The sequence below is a fragment of the Paenibacillus sp. GM2FR genome, assembly GCF_002803325.1.
GTDB classification, from domain to species: Bacteria; Bacillota; Bacilli; order Paenibacillales; family Paenibacillaceae; genus Paenibacillus_AQ; species Paenibacillus_AQ lautus.
Genome location: NZ_MKZM01000010.1, coordinates 495,473 through 514,313 on the forward strand (window position 1 = coordinate 495,473; position 18,841 = coordinate 514,313).

15 protein-coding genes are annotated in these 18,841 nt (G+C 49.8%); 7 read left to right on the top strand and 8 right to left on the bottom strand.

Features of this window, described 5'->3' with window-relative positions:
• Positions 1-118: 118 nt before the first annotated feature.
• The gene (locus tag PAEVO_RS27270) at positions 119-3,058 is read left to right on the top strand and encodes a family 10 glycosylhydrolase (RefSeq protein WP_100540629.1); all 2,940 of its coding nucleotides are present in this window, start codon (positions 119-121) and stop codon (positions 3,056-3,058) included.
• 207 nt (positions 3,059-3,265) lie between these two features.
• A complete protein-coding gene (locus tag PAEVO_RS27275) occupies positions 3,266-3,904 on the top strand; it encodes a TVP38/TMEM64 family protein (protein WP_100540630.1) in 639 nt (212 codons plus the stop codon).
• Here the strand turns inward: PAEVO_RS27275 and PAEVO_RS27280 are convergent.
• A complete protein-coding gene (locus PAEVO_RS27280) occupies positions 3,899-5,572 on the bottom strand; it encodes a PH domain-containing protein (protein WP_100540631.1) in 1,674 nt (557 codons plus the stop codon). The genes PAEVO_RS27275 and PAEVO_RS27280 overlap by 6 nt on opposite strands.
• Positions 5,565-6,047, bottom strand: coding sequence for a PH domain-containing protein (locus PAEVO_RS27285; RefSeq protein ID WP_076322918.1), 483 nt, complete (start codon positions 6,045-6,047; stop codon positions 5,565-5,567). Before PAEVO_RS27285 ends, PAEVO_RS27280 begins: the two co-directional genes overlap by 8 nt.
• Before the next feature lie 241 nt (positions 6,048-6,288).
• On the opposite strand from PAEVO_RS27285, the gene PAEVO_RS27290 reads away from it, so the two are divergent.
• Positions 6,289-7,239, top strand: coding sequence for a helix-turn-helix transcriptional regulator (locus PAEVO_RS27290; protein ID WP_100540632.1), 951 nt, complete (start codon positions 6,289-6,291; stop codon positions 7,237-7,239).
• Positions 7,240-7,293: 54 nt separating this feature from the next.
• Complete coding sequence (locus tag PAEVO_RS27295) at positions 7,294-7,803, top strand: GyrI-like domain-containing protein (protein WP_100540633.1); 510 nt, start codon at positions 7,294-7,296, stop codon at positions 7,801-7,803.
• Between the two features lie 140 nt (positions 7,804-7,943).
• Here the strand turns inward: PAEVO_RS27295 and cpaA are convergent, their stop codons facing one another.
• The 5 genes from cpaA to PAEVO_RS27320 all read right to left on the bottom strand — a co-directional run bounded on the left by cpaA (position 7,944) and on the right by PAEVO_RS27320 (position 12,895).
• Positions 7,944-8,429: a capreomycin N-acetyltransferase CpaA gene (cpaA, locus tag PAEVO_RS27300; protein WP_100540634.1), complete on the bottom strand. Its 486-nt coding sequence runs from the start codon at positions 8,427-8,429 to the stop codon at positions 7,944-7,946.
• Between the two features lie 150 nt (positions 8,430-8,579).
• Complete coding sequence (locus PAEVO_RS27305) at positions 8,580-9,404, bottom strand: carbohydrate ABC transporter permease (protein WP_100540635.1); 825 nt, start codon at positions 9,402-9,404, stop codon at positions 8,580-8,582.
• Position 9,405: 1 nt separating this feature from the next.
• Positions 9,406-10,359, bottom strand: coding sequence for a carbohydrate ABC transporter permease (locus tag PAEVO_RS27310; protein WP_100540636.1), 954 nt, complete (start codon positions 10,357-10,359; stop codon positions 9,406-9,408).
• 91 nt (positions 10,360-10,450) lie between these two features.
• Entirely contained in the window at positions 10,451-11,761 is a 1,311-nt protein-coding gene (locus PAEVO_RS27315) for an ABC transporter substrate-binding protein (RefSeq protein ID WP_100540637.1), read from the bottom strand.
• A gap of 201 nt (positions 11,762-11,962) precedes the next feature.
• Positions 11,963-12,895, bottom strand: a complete 933-nt coding sequence (locus tag PAEVO_RS27320; RefSeq protein WP_100540638.1) for an AraC family transcriptional regulator — start codon at positions 12,893-12,895, stop codon at positions 11,963-11,965.
• Positions 12,896-13,077: 182 nt separating this feature from the next.
• Between PAEVO_RS27320 and PAEVO_RS27325 the strand changes: the two genes are divergently transcribed.
• Positions 13,078-14,280 carry an acyltransferase family protein gene (locus PAEVO_RS27325; protein WP_100540639.1) on the top strand — a complete coding sequence of 401 codons (1,203 nt, stop codon included), beginning with the start codon at positions 13,078-13,080 and terminating at the stop codon, positions 14,278-14,280.
• A gap of 136 nt (positions 14,281-14,416) precedes the next feature.
• On the opposite strand, the gene PAEVO_RS27330 is transcribed toward PAEVO_RS27325, so the two are convergent.
• The gene (locus PAEVO_RS27330) at positions 14,417-16,684 is read right to left on the bottom strand and encodes a helix-turn-helix domain-containing protein (protein ID WP_100540640.1); all 2,268 of its coding nucleotides are present in this window, start codon (positions 16,682-16,684) and stop codon (positions 14,417-14,419) included.
• Between the two features lie 362 nt (positions 16,685-17,046).
• Between PAEVO_RS27330 and PAEVO_RS27335 the strand changes: the two genes are divergently transcribed.
• Both PAEVO_RS27335 and PAEVO_RS27340 read left to right on the top strand, forming a co-directional pair.
• A complete protein-coding gene (locus PAEVO_RS27335) occupies positions 17,047-17,937 on the top strand; it encodes an ABC transporter permease (protein WP_243390952.1) in 891 nt (296 codons plus the stop codon).
• A 16-nt stretch (positions 17,938-17,953) separates the two neighbouring features.
• A complete protein-coding gene (locus PAEVO_RS27340; protein WP_100540642.1) occupies positions 17,954-18,835 on the top strand; it encodes a carbohydrate ABC transporter permease in 882 nt (293 codons plus the stop codon).
• The last annotated feature ends 6 nt before the right edge of the window (positions 18,836-18,841 follow it).

Here is an 18,841-nt window from a genome sequence, read left to right on the forward strand (position 1 = left end):
GACCATCACGATCATCTATTCTAGCAGATCGATAGGAGGTGAGCGGCAGCCGATTTCGCTTGGAATTGGACTTCAGTTTGGATAGCAAGCACTCATACTAAAGGGAGTGAATTCGTGAATGATAATCAAAAGGCGTGTCTATCGTAGCAGCAAGTCGATTCTATCCATGACGCTGGCGTTAGCCGTGATGTTCAGCTCGGCGGTTTCCGCTTGGGGTAATTCATTTGATGCGTACGCAAGCACCGGAGAGCCAGGGGCTGTCGTCATCGAAGATTTTGAATCGATAACAAATTTGTCCGCGTCTTCCGCAAGGGGAAAGGCCCAACTGGATGTAGTAGGGAGGCCGGAGCCAATCTATTACGGTCATCATGCTGTAGCTCTAACTTATGATTTTGTGGGCAGCGAATCCGGCACCTCGGCGGCTTACCTCAACTTCAAAGACCCGGACGGTTCTACCGGCAGAAGCGTTTCTGGTTCACCGACTGCACTCGGTTTGTGGGTTTACGGCGATGGCGGGAACCACTGGCTCCGGGCCCAGCTTCAGGATTCTTCCGGCGGCAAGCATGCCGTGGATTTAACGTCGACCTCCGGATTTAGCTGGAAGGGCTGGAAATACGTCAAATTTAACGTTCCCTCTACCATCAAGGCTCCTCTCAAAGTGAATCAAATCTATATCACCGAATTAAAGGATACGAATAAAAACAAAGGTACCGTATACTTCGACAGGCTGTCCGCATTCTATACGGCTTCCCAGGTGTACGGGCTCGACATTGGCGGGCTGGCGCCCATGGGCGTTGGAGAAACGGTGAAACCCCAAGTATATGCAACCTATGAAGGACATACGGAACCTGCATTATTAACAACCGGCGTGAAACTCACCAGCAGTGACGATAACATCGCTACTGTCACGGGCGCTACATACGACACCATTGAAGCATTGGCGCCGGGAACGGTAACCATAACGGCGGAATACGGAGATGCACCAAAATCTCAGTATGAGCTTCATATTACGCAGGATGCGCCAGCCCCTGAAGAATTGCTGTTATCCGGGCCGCTTCATATGGAAACCAGTCTTACCGGCAGCATGAGAACCAGTGTGGTTTACTCCGTATACGGAAACCAGACGGACCCTGTATGGCTTACTGAAGGAATTAGCTATGTAAGTGATCAGCCGGGCGTTGTATCGGTAGACCAAGCCGGTCAATTGACCGCAGTTTCCGCAGGAACGGCAGACATTACGGCTTCGTACCGCGGAATAACCGCACAGCATGCCATTACGGTGACGGATCCGGTTCCTGTTCTGCAGAGCATCGAACTTCAAGGTCTTACAGCGGTTACGGTTGGAGACTCCTTCGAGACGGCGGTGTCCGCAACCTACTCCTGGATGGAAGAGCCGGTGATCATAACGGAAGGCGTTACGTTTACCAGCAGTCATCCGGATGTAGCCGCTGTTGATGATAAAGGAGTGGTATCCGGCTTGAAGATAGGTTCCGCTAGAGTAACAGCCACATTCCAAGGAAAGACCAGTTCCCTCTACATCACGGTGAATAAAGCTTCTGAGCATCCAAAAGCCGAGCTGAGAGCGGCCTGGATTGCAACCGTCGACAATATTGACTGGCCAGCCAAAGGAGTCACCGATCCGGATCAGCAGAAACAGCAGTTTATCAGCCTGCTTGATCAGCTGGAGGATGCGGGGATGAACGCGGTCATTATGCAGATCAAGCCGACGGCGGATGCATTCTACCCGTCCAATTACGGGCCATGGTCCGAATGGCTGACGGGAGTTCAGGGTAAGGATCCGGGGTACGATCCGCTGGCATTCCTGCTGGAGGAAGTCCATAAGCGGAACATGGAGTTTCATGCCTGGTTTAATCCATACCGCATCAGTCTTCAAGGGGACGTTAACAAACTTGTAGCCACCCACCCGGCGAGGCAGCATCCGGAGTGGGTCGAAGAATATGGCGGCAAGCTGTATTTCAACCCAGGGATACCGGAGGCACAGCAGTTTATTATCGACGGCATCATGGAGGTCGTTCGGAATTACGACATCGACGCCGTGCATTTTGACGATTACTTCTACCCGTATCCCGTAACCGGCGTGGATTTCCCGGATACGGATACCTTTAACCAATACAAAGGCTCCTTTACGAATAAGGGAGACTGGAGAAGAAATAACGTCAATCAATTCATTCAGAACGTGAACAAAGCCATCAAGGCAGAGAAGAGCTACGTGAAATTCGGCATCAGCCCGTTTGGTATCTGGAAGAATAAATCCAGCGATCCGACCGGCTCTGAAACCAATGGCCTAGAGAGTTACAATGCCATCTATGCCGACTCGAAGAAATGGGTTGAAGAAGAGTGGATCGATTATATCACGCCTCAGATTTATTGGAATATCGGTTATTCCGCTGCCGCTTACGATAAGCTGATCGATTGGTGGAGCGGGATCGTGTCCGGCAAGAACGTTCATCTATACAGCGGACAAGCCGTATACAAAATCGGGTCGAATACCGATTGGTCCAACCCCGAAGAGATGCCAAACCAGATCCATTACAACCGCAACTTTGAGGAAGTCCGGGGCAGCATGTACTTCAGCTCCAAATGGTTTAAGGATAATGCGCTCGGGTTTACGGACAGACTGAAGAACGATCTATATCGATATCCGGCCTTGATCCCGGCGATGCCTTGGATCGATTCGGAAGCGCCGAATGCGCCCAAGAAGCCAAAGGCTGATCACGAGCAGGATGGCGTGAAGCTAAGCTGGAGGTCGACGGATGATGAGACGTATTATGCGGTTTATCGTTTTGATGGCAGAGGAACCGGCAGTGTTCAAGATCCGTCGCATTTGTTAGGGACTCTCCGAAAAACCGCCGGTACGACGCAGGCCTTTGTTGATCATACCGTCGTAAAGGGACAAACCTACACTTATGTTGTGACGGCCGTCGATCGTCTGCATAACGAGAGTACCGCAAGCAAACCGGTCACGGTGAAAGTGAAACAAAGCGGTAAGCCTGGAAAGCCCCCGGTGAATCCACCGGGGAAACCGAGCAAACCGTGAGTTTTACATGATAGCGATAGGATATAATCCGTACCGGTTAACGGCGGGTCTTCTTCCCTAGCAAGATGTCGCTTTAGAGAACGGACGGTCCGCTTCAAGAAAAAAGGGACATCCCCGGCTTATTGCCTTGGGATGTCCCTTTTGCTGCTTGTTCCAATGGACATGCTGCATGGTACAATAGGTGCATTATGACCTGGAGTGTGGTGCATGTTCAAGAAATTAGGAATGGCATTGGTTTACGCCGCCGTAGGTGGTCTTGTTTACTTTTATGGCGATGTCATATTGGTATGGATTCGATCGACAGACAGTATCATGCTGATGATGCTCATGGCCGTCGTCATGGCCCTGTTTCCGGTGATCCCTTATCCGGTGGTTGGAGGCGTTATCGGTGCCGCCCTGGGGCCGGTCATCGGCGGAATTGTCACTTGGGTCGGCTCCACCGCCGCTTCCATCCTTATGTTTATGTTCATCCGATACGGCTATCAGGAATGGGGCGACCGGGTGCTTTACCGTTATAACAGGCTGGGAAAAGTGACAACGATGTTCGAACAGAACGCCTTTTTGACCATCCTGTTTACCCGGTTGATCCCGTTTATTCCTTCCATTGTCATCAATGTGTACGCGGCTCTGAGCAAGGTAACGTTCGCATCATACAGCATCGCGTCCGCGTTAGGCAAAATCCCAGCCATGCTGCTGTTCTCGATGGTGGGGGATCATCTCATGACTGACCCTTCCCACATCATCATCACCATCGGCGTATATGGCGTATTTCTTGTGATAACCCTTATGGTTTACCGATTGTCGGGCTTTGGTCGTTCAGGAAGAACGGAGACCGAACGTTTATAAGTGTTCAATTGATGAGGCGGGACCACTCCGTTCAGCAGATGCGGAGTTCTCGCCCTTTTTCTTTTGGAACCAAGCCCGAACAGCCTCGATCTCTCGCTGATCCATTCCGCTTAAACTTTCGTTGATCTCGCTGAATATCATCTTCACTTGAAGGGATAGAAGCCCTCTTCTTCGCTGTCTGCGGGTACCGCTAACCTCCATGGCGATAATCTGCGGCCTGCGTATATACCTGGTGGACATAGCAATGAAACGGCTGCGGATCGTTAGCTGTTTGTCTGTTACATTAAGTCCGGAATCCCGGTGCGAGAGGAGTCCCCAAGCTAACGAGAGCGGAAGCAGCAGAAGCGATAACAAACCGAGCTTGTCAAAATACCAAATGCATGGGGCACTAACTACCGCGGCAAAAGCCAGCTTCCACCGCAGGTACATCCATTTTGCGCGGGGCGGCGGCGAAGCGGTAATGGCCTGAGCGCTGAATTGAGGCGTAACCCGATTCAGCAGTGCCGGAATATCGCCAGTCTTCAGTAGAGGATGAAGCATGAAATGCTTGTCGGACTCGGACGTTAGCACATGAACCTTCACTTCAGCGTAACCGAACCAGCGCCGGAATACGCCTTCTTTAACGGTAATGGCCAGCACGCGTTCGGGAGAGAAGAGCAGTCTTTTTCTCTCCAGCAGACCGCAGCTGACTGAGATTTGTTTCCCGATGCGTTCGACGGTAAATCCCGCATATTTGATCGTGTAGAGCACGGCGGAGAGCAGCCAGGATACGATGAGCGCCACAGCAGCAATGCTGATCCAACTGCCGGGCAGCAGCTTCCCTGCCGACTGAAACAGCGACTGGTACATCCGATCCGGGAGCAGGTCATCGGCAAAAGATAAAATACCGCCCACAAAGGCTAAAGCCAGCGACAGGTTGGGTGAGGAAAGCGCGGCAATGAGCAGGCGTCCGGAGGATAGCTGCAGCAGCGTGCTGCGTTCCTCTTCTGCCGTGATTGCAGCGCTTGTATTCTTTCTGCCAACGACGCCCGAATCGGAGTCCTTCAAAAGATCGCTTCCGTATACCATGTTATGATTCGACGGTTGAACGGATTCGTAATTCTCCCGGGTTTCCGGCGGTTGAACAGATGGCCCCTCCGTCTGAACGGGAAGGCTCTGATCGGATGGGTCGGGGCTTTCATGGGCTTGGTGAACCTCACGCTGCGTCTGCCTTGTTCGGGTTTGCTCGCGCAGCCAGCGCTGCAGTCGTTCGCCTTCGCTATTGGTGATGGCAGGCAGTATGCCCCCGCCTTCCGTTTTGCCCGGCGTTTCGATTCGGACCTGGGTAAGCCCCAATATACGCTGCAGCAAGGGCTGCTCCATATTCATGGAATGAATGCGGCCCGTATAGATGGATAGTTCCTCACGGAACAGAACGCCGCGACGGATGAGGATTTTGTCTTCTTCCAGCGTATAGACGAAGCGTTTCCACTTCAGATACCCGTACAGAAGCAGAAGCGAGACCAGGATAACGATGGCGGCGGACAGCCAGTACCAGGGGATGTCGCGCAGCGATTTTCCGTTAAGGAATTTGATGGATACCAGAGCGGCGATAGGAATGAGTGACTTTACACTGCCTACGAGCGGGAACAGGATGAACAGGCGGTGAAGTCTTGTCGGTTTATTCATCGTGATCCACCACTTTGGCCAGCTCGCCGATCTGTTTCTTCAGTTCCTCTGCTTCTTCCAGCTTGAGCGCCTGGATGACATGTGTCGTTGCGGCGGTAACGACCTTAACCTTGGCTAAGCCATATTTACGAAGGAGCGGTCCCCGTTCCAGCTCGACATGCTGTACCCGCGTCATCGGGACAAGAGTGTCACTGAGCCAGATCCAGCCGGAGCGAAGCTCCAATTCTTCCTCGCTTACCTTGAAGCCGAATTGTTTGTAGGTGAAAGAGGGCACGGCCCAAGTAAACCAGGCTCCGAGTACCAGAAGTCCGATGGTGATCCAGCCCGGAATCAGAGTCCACCCGAATATAGCAGCCATAATTAGATAGGCTGCTGCAGCGAGTAGAATAACCCCATCCGTAATGAAACCCGTTATGCGCGAGATCGTTACGGAGTCCGGGTGACACCTGCGCATGGCGTCAAGTCGATTGTCCATATGTATGTTCCTCCTTGATGTTACAGATTCGTACATTTTGCCTCTTTTATGTATGTCTACGTTTCTTGGGGATGGATCGTTTCATCCCGTCCTTTGGCTTGATTGCCGTGCCTATCATTGTAGCATAACAGGCTAACGAGCATCTGAACCTGACCTAACGGTTGCATGAACACATGCCGAATCTGTTAAGCTTGAGTTAAGGAAGAACATAAGATGATCGAGAACGAAAGGATCGCATGCAATGAAAATAGACCGGCTATTAGCCATAACCGTCCTGCTTCTGAACCGGGGGAGACTGAGCGCCAAAGAGTTGGCTGATCGGTTTGAAGTATCGAGCAAAACCATATATCGCGATATGGATACGCTATGCCTAGCCGGGATTCCGATTGTTGCCCACCAGGGAATATCCGGCGGATTTGAAATTATGGAGCATTATATGATCGACAAGTACTGGCTGTCCGCCGAGGAGATGAGTGCGCTGGTTACAGCCGTCAAAGGGATGAGCAGCGCACTGGATGATCAGCAGATGGGCATCCTGCTTGAGAAGGTAAAAGCGCTGCTGCATAGGGTAGAGCAGGGGCTTGACGATGAATATCGGAGGGAACCTGTGATCATGGACTTTCAGCCTTGGGGACAGCGTCAAGGACTGAAACCCGCTGTGAGCTTGCTCAAAAAGGCTATTCAAGAAAAGCGCAGGGTCGTGATGGAGTATATCGATGCGGAGGGCAGCGCGGAGCGAAGAACCATTGAACCGGCATCCCTGATTCTGAAGGGCAATATTTGGTATGTACAAGCCTTTTGTCTGGAGCGGGAAGACCATCGCCTCTTCCGGTTGTCGCGCATGCAGGATTTAACGATGCTGAGCGAGACGTATGAGCCAAGGCTATGGCCCGGCGAGGAACGATTGGAATGGGATTCCTCCTGGTCGAGCGCGCTGGAGCAGGAGACGGTGCTGTTATTCGAAGCAGCCGCGCGTCAGCGGGTGGCGGATATGTTTCCGCCGGAACAAGTAACCGTCAACCCGGACGGCTCTTTACGCGTTCACGTGTTATACAAATTAGATGAGTGGTTTTACGGCATGATTCTAAGCTTTGGTAATCAGGTGCTGGTTGAGCAGCCGGGCGAAGCGGCCGAGGAAGTGAAGCGAAGAGCACAATGGATTATGCAGCGCTACGATAACCAGGACAGATAGATGTCCACGTTACCTCTTTAGAATAGAGACATATTCATTTTAAGGAGGATACATATGCGTGATAGCAATCAGAATCAGAGTGAACGATTTATAGAGGTAAGACCCGCCATGTCCATTCAGGGTGTCGGCGTTCGAACGACAAATGAAGCGGAGGCAGGACCGAAAGGTAAGATACCGCAGTTATGGGACCAGTATTTCCAAGGCGGTTTGCAGGCACGGTTATCGGATAAGGATCAAGCCATATATGCTTTGTACACCGATTACGAAAGCGACGCATCCGGGGAATACACCTTGATTATCGGCAACAGGATAGAGGAAGACGTGGCTGCTGCAGCTTCTTCGGAGGAATTGAAGCAGGCGTCCGTCCCAGCAGCCAAGTACATGGTATTCCGGACAAGACGTGGCCCTTTGATGGAAATTGTCCCTGAGGTGTGGTATGAAATTTGGAGTTACTTCCAGCATTCAGCCGAAAAAAGGACGTATACAGGCGATTACGAACGGTATGACATGCGGCAGTTTGATCCTGCCCATACCATGGTGGACGTTTACATCGCTATTGAATAGCGGTTAAGAATCGGCTACAGCTCCATTGCTTGGAGTGGAAACGACTATTCCTCGGGTGATATGACCCAATCCGGGAATTCGCGATATTTGCCAATAATGAACTAGAGGGTGATCCCGCAGCGGGATCACCCTCTTTTTTTTCACAATTCAGAGACCGGCATCTTGACCATCGTTATGAACGTAGTGCCGCGATAATCAAACGATGTTACTTTCGAGAAGCCCAGCTGGGTATACAAGCGAATGGCTCGTTCGTTGAATTTGGCAACGGTCAGCCGATACGATGTGCGATTGTGAATTTCAGCGATGGATGACAGCACGAACGAGAGGAACTCTTTTCCCCGGCCTTGTCCGGTCGATTCCGGTTTCATGCCGAGACCGAAATCCAGCAGATCCTCGTCATATGCACCTAACGGGATCGCAATCGGAATTTGGGCAGATGAGCCTGTGCAGCAAAAGCCGAAGAGCTGCCCTTCCTCATCGAGTATGGCGTAATAGGAACACTCAAGGAGTTCTTTCCGAAACTCCTCATCCGGCTCGCTGTTGTAGAAGTCATAGGGAGGTTCATAGTTCCATTCCATAATTTGATCGGCGAACGATTCGGTCATGGTCGTGATACGAGGAGGCATGATTCTCATCCTTTGGGTTTGTTGATATGGGTTTCTTCCATATCCCTTTATTTCGATTTGGAAACGTAAAAAACCTTCTCTTCCGTGTTCATAGCCGGTAGCAGGACCGAGCCACTATGGAAGAGAAGGCATTCATTCCGAAGGTCCAGTTTATTTAAACCCAGTCAACGCCGATCCCGATTTCATGAAATATTTCTGTCCGAAGAAATAGATCAGGATCATGGGAATCGCCATGATGGTGGAAGCCGCCATCAGTTTCTCCCACTGCGCCCCGTGATCCTGCTGAAAGCTTTGCAGGCCAACGGTGATGGTCCATTTTGCCGAATCGTTCAAATAAATGAGCGGTCCCATGAAATCCACGTACGACCATACAAAAGAAAATAAAGCGACGGTGGCCAGAGCCGGCTTCAGGATCGGCATGATGATCCTCACATAAATTCGCAGCTCCGAAGCCCCATCAATCTTTGCAGCCTCGGACAATTCGGTCGGTACGCCAAGCAGGAACTGCCGAAGCAAAAAGATGAAGAACGGTGCCCCGAAGAATGCGCCGATGGTCAGCGGCATGATCGTATTGACCCAGCCGAGCTTGGTGAAGATGATGTACTGCGGGATCATCTGCACTTGAGCCGGCAGAATCATGGTCGCCACCACGATGGTGAAGATAATGTTTCGGCCCCTCCAAGGAATGCGGGAAATCGAGTAGGCTACCAGCGGTGCAGAGAATAGCTGACCGATGATATTCACTATACAGATCAGAAACGTGTTCATCATATAGCGTGTAAAAGGAATGGCTTGAAGCGCTTCTTTATAATTCGACCATTGGAATGTTTCAGGCAGGATACTCGGCGGAAACATGAGTATTTCTTCCGGCGTCTTCAACGAGGTCATCACCAGCCATACAAATGGGAACAGGAAGATCACTGCGAATAGAATAAGGACCAAGTGCGGTAAGATCACTCGCAATTTGACAGCCATGTTACTCACCTCCGTAATAGACCCAGCGGCCTGACGATTTTAACAGGATGAACGTAATCAGCAATACGATGATAAATAGAATCCAGGCAAGCGCTGAGGCATAACCCATCTTCAGAAAGACAAATGCTTCCTGATACAGATTGACCGCATAGAACAGCAGAGACTGTTCCGGACCGCCCAGAGAGCCGCTTCCATCCACCTTGCCGCCAGCCAAAATGTAAGATTCCGTAAAGATTTGAAAGGCTCCGATTAACCCCATGATGAGCTGAAAAAGAATGATGGGGGACAGGGCGGGAACCGTGATCTTCCAGAACCGGTACCACCAGTTCGCTCCGTCGACTTGAGCCGCTTCATAATATTGTCTCGGCACGCCCTGGAGAGCGGCGAGAAAGATTAATGCGCCTGCACCCGAGCCCCACAGGCTCATCAGGATAAGAGACGGTTTCGTATAACGGGGATCCAGCAGCCACGCCGGATCCGTTAAACCGAGAGTGCGAAGTGCCATGTTAACCAAACCGAAGTCGGGGTTCAGCATCCATGTCCACAACAGAGCGCTTGCGACGATCGGTATGACCGACGGAAGATAGAAGATCGTGCGGTAATAATTGATCCCCTTCACTTTGAAATTGAGCATTACGGCAATCAGCAAAGAGACGGCCAGCGTGATCGGCACGGATATGAACGCCATGAAAAAGGTGTTGCCGAGCGACTTATAGAAGCGGTCATCCGCAAAGATCTGCTCGTAATTCTGTAGCCCCACCCATTTGGGAGGGCTGAATAAATCGTATTCGGTCAGACTCAGGTAGAGCGAACCGAAGAACGGATAGACCGTAAAAGCCAGAAAGCCGATAATCCAAGGAGAGGCGAACGCCAGGCCAAGATATACATAATGACGCTCCTTCCTGGACCAGCCTGATACGGGCTTCTGTTGATTCGCTGCTGTAGAGACTCTCATCTTCGCGCTTTTCCTTCCGCTTTAAGTTTTTTTAGTATGCAGCCCTGTCCGATACATCGCTGTATTGGACAGAGCCTGCTTCGTTCAGTCATCATTTCACCAGCGGCTGAATCTTGGCCTTCACCTTGTTCAAGCCTTCCTCCATGCTGACGGTGCCTCGGAGAATCGCGTCATATTGTGCGCTGAATTCCGTCATGTACTCGTTCGCGTAGGAAGAAGCCGGGAAGGACTTCAGGTTTTCGCTTGCCGAGTAGTCCAGAAATTCCTTGAACCCTGGCACATCCTCATAGAGTGGATTGGAGAAGGCAGAGTTTCTCGTTGGGAGATTCCCGAGGGCAGCCGTGAATTCGGCCATTTGCTCCGGCTCGGTCATCCATTTGATGAACTTCCAGGACGCGTCCGGGTTTTTGACGCCCTTCGGAATATAGAATACGCTGGTAGACACATTTCCGGAGTTTTTCAATTCCGGGTTGTTCTCATCATAAGGAATCGGCGCAATGCCATAATTCAGATCAGGCGCGTATTGTTTGATGAAGGTGGGCAGCCACTCTCCGTCAATCGTCATCGCATACTTGCCCGAGAAGAACGGATTCTGTGCCGACATGTATTGGCCGAGCCCGGATGAGAATCGGTCCAGATTATCGGAACCGTATTGATCCCAGATTTCCTTCGAGAGCTTAATGGCCGATTGGATCCCCGGATGGTCCGGCGTCACCTGCTGGGTTGCTTCATCATAAAACGATCCGTTAAAGGCATAGCTGAACGTATACGCATCCATTCCGGGCCACAATCCGAGCCGCTGGAGGCGCCCGCCATCCTCCACGATGCTCAGCTTCTTGATATATTCTTTTAGCTCGCTTATCGTTTCCGGTGGACCGTCATAGCCGGCTTCCTGCAAAATATCCTTGTTGTAGAACAGCATGGATACGTGCATGGCCGTCGGGATCGCATACGTCTTCCCTTCATGCTGGGAAGAGCTTAAGGCAGCGGGCACGAAGTCCTTAAGATCCACGCCGTCCTCCGCTATATAATCATCAAGCGGCATCATGGCGCCGCGCAGCCCCCACGGCACGACATTTTGTCCGAATTGAGATGCGATGTCCGGAGGATTGCCCCCCGTAATCGCGGTAAGCTGTTTCTGATAGTCGCTTTGGGATAGACCCTTCACTTGAATGTCGGGATTGGCCGAGTTCCACTTGGCAATCAATCGTTCCAGCGCTTCCGCTTCCGGTCCGGTCCAGCCGTACCAGAAGTCGAGTGTTACGGCATCCTGCGCAGGCGGGTTTTCGGATGGCTTGTCACCATCACTGCCAGATTGCGGCGGATTGCCGCCTGTGCATCCTGTTACGATAGAGATCAATAGAATAAGGCTCCAGATCAAAGATTTCTTCTTCCTCTTCATTCCTCTTCCTCCCCTTGAGCATTCGTGTACAATCGTGTAACGCAATCGAAGTTCTATCAATTTCCCTCCCCAAAACAGTTGACTAAACAACCGGCCCTGATCCAGTTATTTGTAAGAATTATGGATATCGTAGCATGTAAAAATATCATTTCATTTCACTATCGTGTTCAAAAATAGGATTATCGTATGGTAATGAACGTTCTATTTGATCGCTTGTTTACGAAAGTCGGTGGGAGAGATGCCCGTGTACTTTTTAAAGATTCTGCAGAAGTAGGAGAGTTCATTAAAACCGGTGGAGTAGCAAACATCCGTCACGGATAACTCCGGCTGCTTCAGCATCATCATGGCTTGTAGAATCCGCAGGTCGGTGAGATACCGGTTGAACGTTTTGCCTGTCCATTCTTTGAAGAGGATGCAGAACGTGGACCTTGATAAATTCGATAGGGTGCATAGATCATTCAGATTCATATCTTCCTGATAGTGGTTATGGATGTGATCAACGACTCTCGTCATGATTCCCCGGTATTTCTCGGATTTCTCGAATCCTTCCCGGAGCAGTTCACCGTTGACCTGCCGTACCAGAATCGAGAGGAGGACAAGGAGCTTCGCTTTGAGCGAGATTTGAAAAAAAGGGGTTCGTCTCTCGTATTCGATCAGCATGTCCTTCAAGACATTCTGGACCGTTACGTCGGTAACGCTGTCCAGCGTTATTTTGGACTGGGCGTTCATTTCCTGGCGCAGAAAGTATTCCAGAAACCCCACATCGAAAAAAGCATGATCTGCTGGCATTTCCTGAAATCTCTCGTTCACGAAAGCTGGCATAAATTCGCATCCGTAAATCTCGATGTCTTCATCGGGTGAAATGCTGACGCTGTGCAAGGTAAACGGTGGTATAACAAAAATATCACCCTTGGAGATCTCGTACGCCTGTTGATTAACGGTGTGTTGGAATGTTCCTTTCGCCACATACCAAATTTGAAAATAATCATGACAATGCGTCCATAAGCTCTGTTGATAGGTCAATTTATACATTTTGCACGGAAGACCTTCCAACATTTCCATCTTTGAGTTAAAATAAACGACACCTGATCCAGTTAGTTCTTCAATATCAACCTGACTCCAATAAATACTCAATGTTTTACCCTCCCCTATTGAATTTCTTCAGATTAAGAAAACGCTTTCATTTCCTGAGTCAGCGATTTTCTTAAAGATGATTATCCCTGAAAAACGAATCGTGTACAGCATTCCTCTTCCTGCCCTGTGAAATATGTTTCGCATTCGCAAACATCCTATTTCTAGGGGAACGTGGGGTTGTTATGAAAATTGTATATTTGGATGGCTTGAGAGGTTTAGCTGCCTTGATTGTGGTCGTATCTCATTTTTTCCAGGTGTTTGCACCGTCGGTTTTTGAGGGGAGGAAGGAGATCGAGCATTTCGCTTTGGAGGAGATTGCCGCGCGCACACCGTTCAATCTGCTGTTTAACGGCAACTTCTCTGTCTGTCTGTTTTTTGTGTTGAGCGGATATGTGCTCAGCTATCGATTTTTTCAAACCGGAGACAGGCTCATCATTTATTCGTCTGCCATTCGCCGCTATTTTCGTTTGGCCGTACCCGCCTTGGTATCCGTCTTCCTTGCTTATCTGATCATCGTGTTGGATCTCGGAGCCTACGACAAAATACGTGGAATGACGTTATCTTCGATGCCCGATCCGTTTATGGCTGACGCCAATCTGCTAATCATGCTGAAGGAAAGCTTGGTTCATACCTTTTTCACGTATGGATCGCAATACAATCCCGTGCTCTGGACGATGACATACGAGCTGTTTGGATCGTTTCTGATTTTTGTTTTTCTAGTCACTTGTGGCCGTCATGGGATTCGTTATGCCGTTTATGCCGTCCTTATCTGCGTATTCATCGATTCCTATTACCTGGGATTTATATTGGGGATGCTGTTAAGCGATTTAAAGAATAGCGGGAGGGACTGGCTGGCTTATATCCGTCGGCCCTGGATTCATATTCTGCTTCTCTGTATCGGTATTTACGCAGGCTCCTATCCCTATGTCGCACCGCAAGGAACGATATATTCGCTTCTTCAATGGGGGGCTTCCGATTTCGACTTTTTTGTGTTCTATCATGTTATCGGATCATTCCTGATCCTGGGGGTCCTGTTGAATTCGAACCGAATGCAGTCGATATTCAGCCGCAGGTTTTTTGCTTATTTGGGAAAAGTCTCTTTTTCGTTGTACCTTGTGCACTTTACCGTTATTTGTTCCCTAGGGAGCTTTATATTTCTGTATCTCAATCAATTCCTGAACTATGGGTTGAACGTACTGTTTACCACCATCATTACGTTCTTGGTTATCGCTGTTATTGCCCATGGGTTCTACAGGTTCGTGGATGCCCGGATCCTGATCCTGCTGGCACGCTGGAGCAAGCGGTTGTTCCCTGCAGAGAATTTAAGGGGACATCGGGGACATCGTGGGCAAGTACAAACGGAAAAGACAATGAAGGCTGATTAGAGCGAAACAGATCCGTTTGTTTACCGTCAGCGTGTGAGCGAAATAAAACGAAAAAACCTTCTCTTCCGCCTGGAGGGCCGGGGATATGCCCGGGCCTTCCAGGAAAGAGAAGGTTTTCTTATGTCACAGCCGCAGTTCATGATCCGCTCGCATGGGTCTGCACCACATGCTGCCGGCGGTACGCGCCCGGCGTCATGCCAGTAGCCTTCTTAAACGTCCGGTTGAAGGAGGTGATGTTGAGATACCCGACGCGTTGGCTGATCTCATTGACGGTTAAGTCCGTGCACGCCAGTAGTTCCTTCGCTTTGTTCATACGGATGCCGAGCAGATGTTCACTGAAGTTAAGACCGGTCTTCTCCTTGATATAGACGGAGAGGTAGGCACTCGACAGGTTTAGCTTGGCTGACAAATAGTCGAGAGACAGATCATCGGCATACTGGTTATGGATAATGTTCATGAACATGGCGATGAGCGGCTCTTCGCCGGTATCCTTTTTCTTGCGAATGAGGGCGCAGGAGGCTTCAACGAGCTGACGGAATACCCCCTGGTAATCAGATAAACAATGGCATTCTGCCAATCTTGCGCTCCATTTCTTCAAGGATTGGACGGAAGTTTTATCAACCTGGGCCATCTCCATATAACTTAGAATCTTGGAAGCGACCGAATCGGCAAAGAAACGAAATTGCGCAAAGCCCGCCTCCTTACGCTGCATCGCTTCGAGCGCCTGATCGATGATCTGCAGGGAGCGGCTGTCGCTGCCGGATTGCAGCGCGTCCAGCAGTCCTTTTTCCTGTGACGGGCTCAGGTTGACGGTGGTTGGAAGCACCCGCTGCTTGGTTACCATCTGTGATTCCTCCATGAGTTGTGCCTGCGCGGTCAGTCCTTTGACTTGATGGTAGGCTTGATTGAATTCGGACGAATGGCTCACCTGGGAACTGACTGCAATCGTGACCAGGAACAATTCCTTTTCTTCATTTAACATGTCCTTGATTTCCAGCAGCAGTTCCTCCAGGCGGGCAGCCTCCTCCCGTTTGAAGATGGATACGATCTCATTTTTTTCGATCTGGAACGTATGGGATCCCGGGTAGCGTTCAGCCGTGATCAGATGAATATGCTCCAGCATATGGCGGACAGCCTGATCGGTCTGGAGGGGGAGCTCATAAACCGGATTCATCCGGAAACGGATGTGATACAGAACCACGATGAAACTTCCGTCATCCGACAGGAAATCCTCCCACTCGCTAATATCGGTATTGATGCTCTTCAGCTGACTGATATAAGAGTAACTGGTTAGAACGGATTTATGCTTGTTCATGCGATCCCGTATTTCTTCCTTTTCCCTGAACAGCTCCTGGATCCGGTTCTGAATCAGATCGTATTCCGTGATGCTTCCGGGTTCCGGCATCGATGAACTGCTGGCTCTGTTCAGAACGGTGGTTAGAATCTGCTTTACCGGCTTGTGCAATCTGCGGCTGAGGAAATAGGAAGCGGCGAGAGCCACGCCAAGCGACAGGCAGAAGATGAGCAGCAAACCGCCGGTTAACCGGCTCAACTGAGAATAGACATGGCTATAAGGTACGGCCGAGACATAAGCCAGTCCGTCGGATCCGGCTTCCGCAAAATAGTAGGTTCCATCCTTCAGCACCGCTTTTTGTCCAGCTTCAAACGTCGGAAGCTGATCTTGATTAATGGAGTTCGATGCGTACAATACTTTTCCTTCAGCGTTCAGAATCGCCAGGGCACGATCGTCCGACTCGCCGAAGAAGGATTGAGCGGCCTTATCGATATCAATGAGAGCAATGATCTCATAGCGGCTGTTCGGTTGTTTATAGATATAGGGCATCAGTTTTTTCTCGGACCAATCGTTGTTTATCCGGTAGGTTGCTGCAGGGAGAAGTTTGAAGGATTCATGATGGTCGGTATAGTTTTTCCAGAATGTATAGGGATACTCAGCGCTCATGTAGGATCGGCCCAACATATAGGAAGCATCGCCGCTACCGGATTTGCTGAGGACAAAATCAAACTCCCGGAGATAAATCAGGGTGTCCTCCAGAAAGAACAGAGGATTATAGATATCGCTCCGCATCTGCATCATCACATCACGTGCCTTCAAGTAATTGACTTCGTTTCCGGCCTGGTGGCGAAGCTGATTATTGAAGCCGATTAATTCGGATTGATTGTATATATCGAACATTAATACCTGCAGTCTGCTGAATTGGTTGTTGAACCGCTCTGCCGTATCGTGAACCGCCTGCTGGCTGGTATCGATGATTTCTTTCTGCAGGCTGGTCTTAAAAAGCTGGAAGATGACCGTATAGAAAAATCCGAATAACACGATGATGGCTAGAAAGCTCAGAAAAATCTTAAAGAATACACTGCGGCTTTTATGTCTGATCCAATTCACAGCCTTCCCCCCTTTGTATTTTTCTGACGTCCAAGGTTTCACAACATTATATAGGACAAGTGTTAAGGATTGTGCCCGATTCGTGTTAATCGTTCGTAAAAAATGGATAGTCAATATTTTAGATTTTAAGCATTGCTTTAGGAAAATGGCGCTTTCGCCCATCCATCCAATGAAAGGCAAGACATCATTAAAATGGTCAATACCCCTTATGCGTTCGGGTCGTTTATGATGCAAACGTGGACCTTGGGACACACGAAGATGCATAGACGAAAGAGAGGGGATTGCCGATTTTGCAACGTCAGCTAAGCAATGTGGAAGCGCATTCAAAAATTCAAAAGAAAAGTGTCTGGCGGAGATCAATGATGCAGATGCGCAGAAACTGGCAGCTATACGCTTTATTTGCACCGGTTCTGTTATACTTCATTGTATTTCATTATGTACCCATGTATGGCGTCCAAATTGCATTTAAGGATTTTATGGCTAACAAAGGGATCGTGGATAGCCCATGGGTGGGCTTCAAACATTTTGAGCGCTTTTTTGACAGCTTTTATTTTTGGCGCATTATTAAAAATACGATGGGTATCGGGTTATATGAGTTGGCGGTCGGATTTCCGATTCCGATTATTCTGGCCTTGATGATCAATGAAGCCAGATCGGGCCGGTTTCGCCGATTCGTACAAACGGTAACTTATGCACCTCATTTCTTGTCCACGGTCGTCGTCGTTGGCATGATCATGATGTTCCTGTCGCCAGTAAGCGGCCTAGTCAATTACATTATCACCTCCTTCGGCGGAGAGCCGATTGCATTCATGACGGAGCCCTCCTGGTTCAAGAGCATCTACGTATGGTCTGGCGTATGGCAGGGCATGGGCTGGAGCTCCATTATCTATTTGGCGGCGCTCGCCGGGATCGATCCGCAGCTGCATGAGGCGGCCAAGGTGGATGGTGCGGGCTGGCTCCGGCGAATCTGGCATATTAATCTGCCGGGGATCGCGCCCACGATGACGATTCTGCTCATTCTGAACATCGGTTCCGTTCTTGGCGTCGGTTTCGAGAAGATCTTCCTGATGCAAAATTCACTCAATATGGAAGCGTCCGACGTCATCGCCACGAACGTATACCGGAGCGGTATATTGGGTGCCCAGTACAGCTTTTCGGCTGCGGTCGGCCTGTTTAACTCCATCGTTAACTTTATCATGCTGATTACCGTAAACCGGATTGCCCGAAAAGTCAGCGAGAACAGCCTATGGTAAGGAGGAATGATGGCATATGCCGCAAAGCCGCAGTGAACGAATAGCCGGCGTATTTATTTACATTATACTATCTTTTATTACGCTCCTTGTACTGTATCCTTTATTTTTTGTTCTGATTGCTTCCATCAGCGCTCCGGAAACGGTGATGCGGGGGGAAGTATGGTTATGGCCGAAGGAATTGTCGTTTGTCGGTTACGAACGATTATTTGCCAATTCGGATCTTATGCAGGGATTCCTGAACACGCTGCTTTATACCACGACGGGAACCGCGCTGAATGTGCTGATGACGATCGCAGCTGCTTATCCGCTTTCCAGAGCCGATTTCAACGGTCGCGGCATTTTCACGGCAATTATTGTATTCACCATGTTCTTCAGCGGGGGGATGATCCCCAATTACTTGCTGGTGAAGGAACTGGGGATGCTGGATACGATTTGGGCCATCATTATCCCTTCGGCCGTATCCGTGTGGAACATCATCATCATGCGGACCTTCTTTCAAAGCTCCATTCCGAAGGAGATGCAGGAGGCGGCGTTTATTGACGGAGCTTCCAACATGCGGGTGCTTTGGCGCATTGTCCTGCCGTTATCCGGTCCGATACTGGCCGTGATGGTGCTGTTCTACGCCGTGGGCCACTGGAACTCGTATTTTAGTGCGCTGATCTATTTGTCAGATCGTGCGAATTATCCGATGCAGCTGTTCCTGCGTGAAATTTTGGTTCAGGGACAAATGCAGGAGATGGTGGATATCAGTGATGATTCACTGGCACGAAGTCTAATGGATGCGGAAGCGATCAAATATGCGGCGGTCATTGTGACGAATCTGCCGATGCTGCTGTTGTATCCGTTCCTGCAAAAGTATTTTGTGAAGGGTGTTATGATTGGTGCAATTAAAGGTTGATTACGG

What these genes read in the sequence shown, in the direction of transcription:
- PAEVO_RS27270 (WP_100540629.1), top strand. Translation starts at nt 119, where the DNA reads ATGATAATCAAAAGGCGTGTCTATCGTAGCAGCAAGTCGATTCTATCC.
- PAEVO_RS27275 (WP_100540630.1), top strand. Translation starts at nt 3,266, where the DNA reads ATGTTCAAGAAATTAGGAATGGCATTGGTTTACGCCGCCGTAGGTGGT.
- PAEVO_RS27280 (WP_100540631.1), bottom strand. Translation starts at nt 5,572, where the DNA reads ATGAATAAACCGACAAGACTTCACCGCCTGTTCATCCTGTTCCCGCTC.
- PAEVO_RS27285 (WP_076322918.1), bottom strand. Translation starts at nt 6,047, where the DNA reads ATGGACAATCGACTTGACGCCATGCGCAGGTGTCACCCGGACTCCGTA.
- PAEVO_RS27290 (WP_100540632.1), top strand. Translation starts at nt 6,289, where the DNA reads ATGAAAATAGACCGGCTATTAGCCATAACCGTCCTGCTTCTGAACCGG.
- PAEVO_RS27295 (WP_100540633.1), top strand. Translation starts at nt 7,294, where the DNA reads ATGCGTGATAGCAATCAGAATCAGAGTGAACGATTTATAGAGGTAAGA.
- cpaA (WP_100540634.1), bottom strand. Translation starts at nt 8,429, where the DNA reads ATGCCTCCTCGTATCACGACCATGACCGAATCGTTCGCCGATCAAATT.
- PAEVO_RS27305 (WP_100540635.1), bottom strand. Translation starts at nt 9,404, where the DNA reads ATGGCTGTCAAATTGCGAGTGATCTTACCGCACTTGGTCCTTATTCTA.
- PAEVO_RS27310 (WP_100540636.1), bottom strand. Translation starts at nt 10,359, where the DNA reads ATGAGAGTCTCTACAGCAGCGAATCAACAGAAGCCCGTATCAGGCTGG.
- PAEVO_RS27315 (WP_100540637.1), bottom strand. Translation starts at nt 11,761, where the DNA reads ATGAAGAGGAAGAAGAAATCTTTGATCTGGAGCCTTATTCTATTGATC.
- PAEVO_RS27325 (WP_100540639.1), top strand. Translation starts at nt 13,078, where the DNA reads ATGAAAATTGTATATTTGGATGGCTTGAGAGGTTTAGCTGCCTTGATT.
- PAEVO_RS27335 (WP_243390952.1), top strand. Translation starts at nt 17,047, where the DNA reads ATGCAGATGCGCAGAAACTGGCAGCTATACGCTTTATTTGCACCGGTT.
- PAEVO_RS27340 (WP_100540642.1), top strand. Translation starts at nt 17,954, where the DNA reads ATGCCGCAAAGCCGCAGTGAACGAATAGCCGGCGTATTTATTTACATT.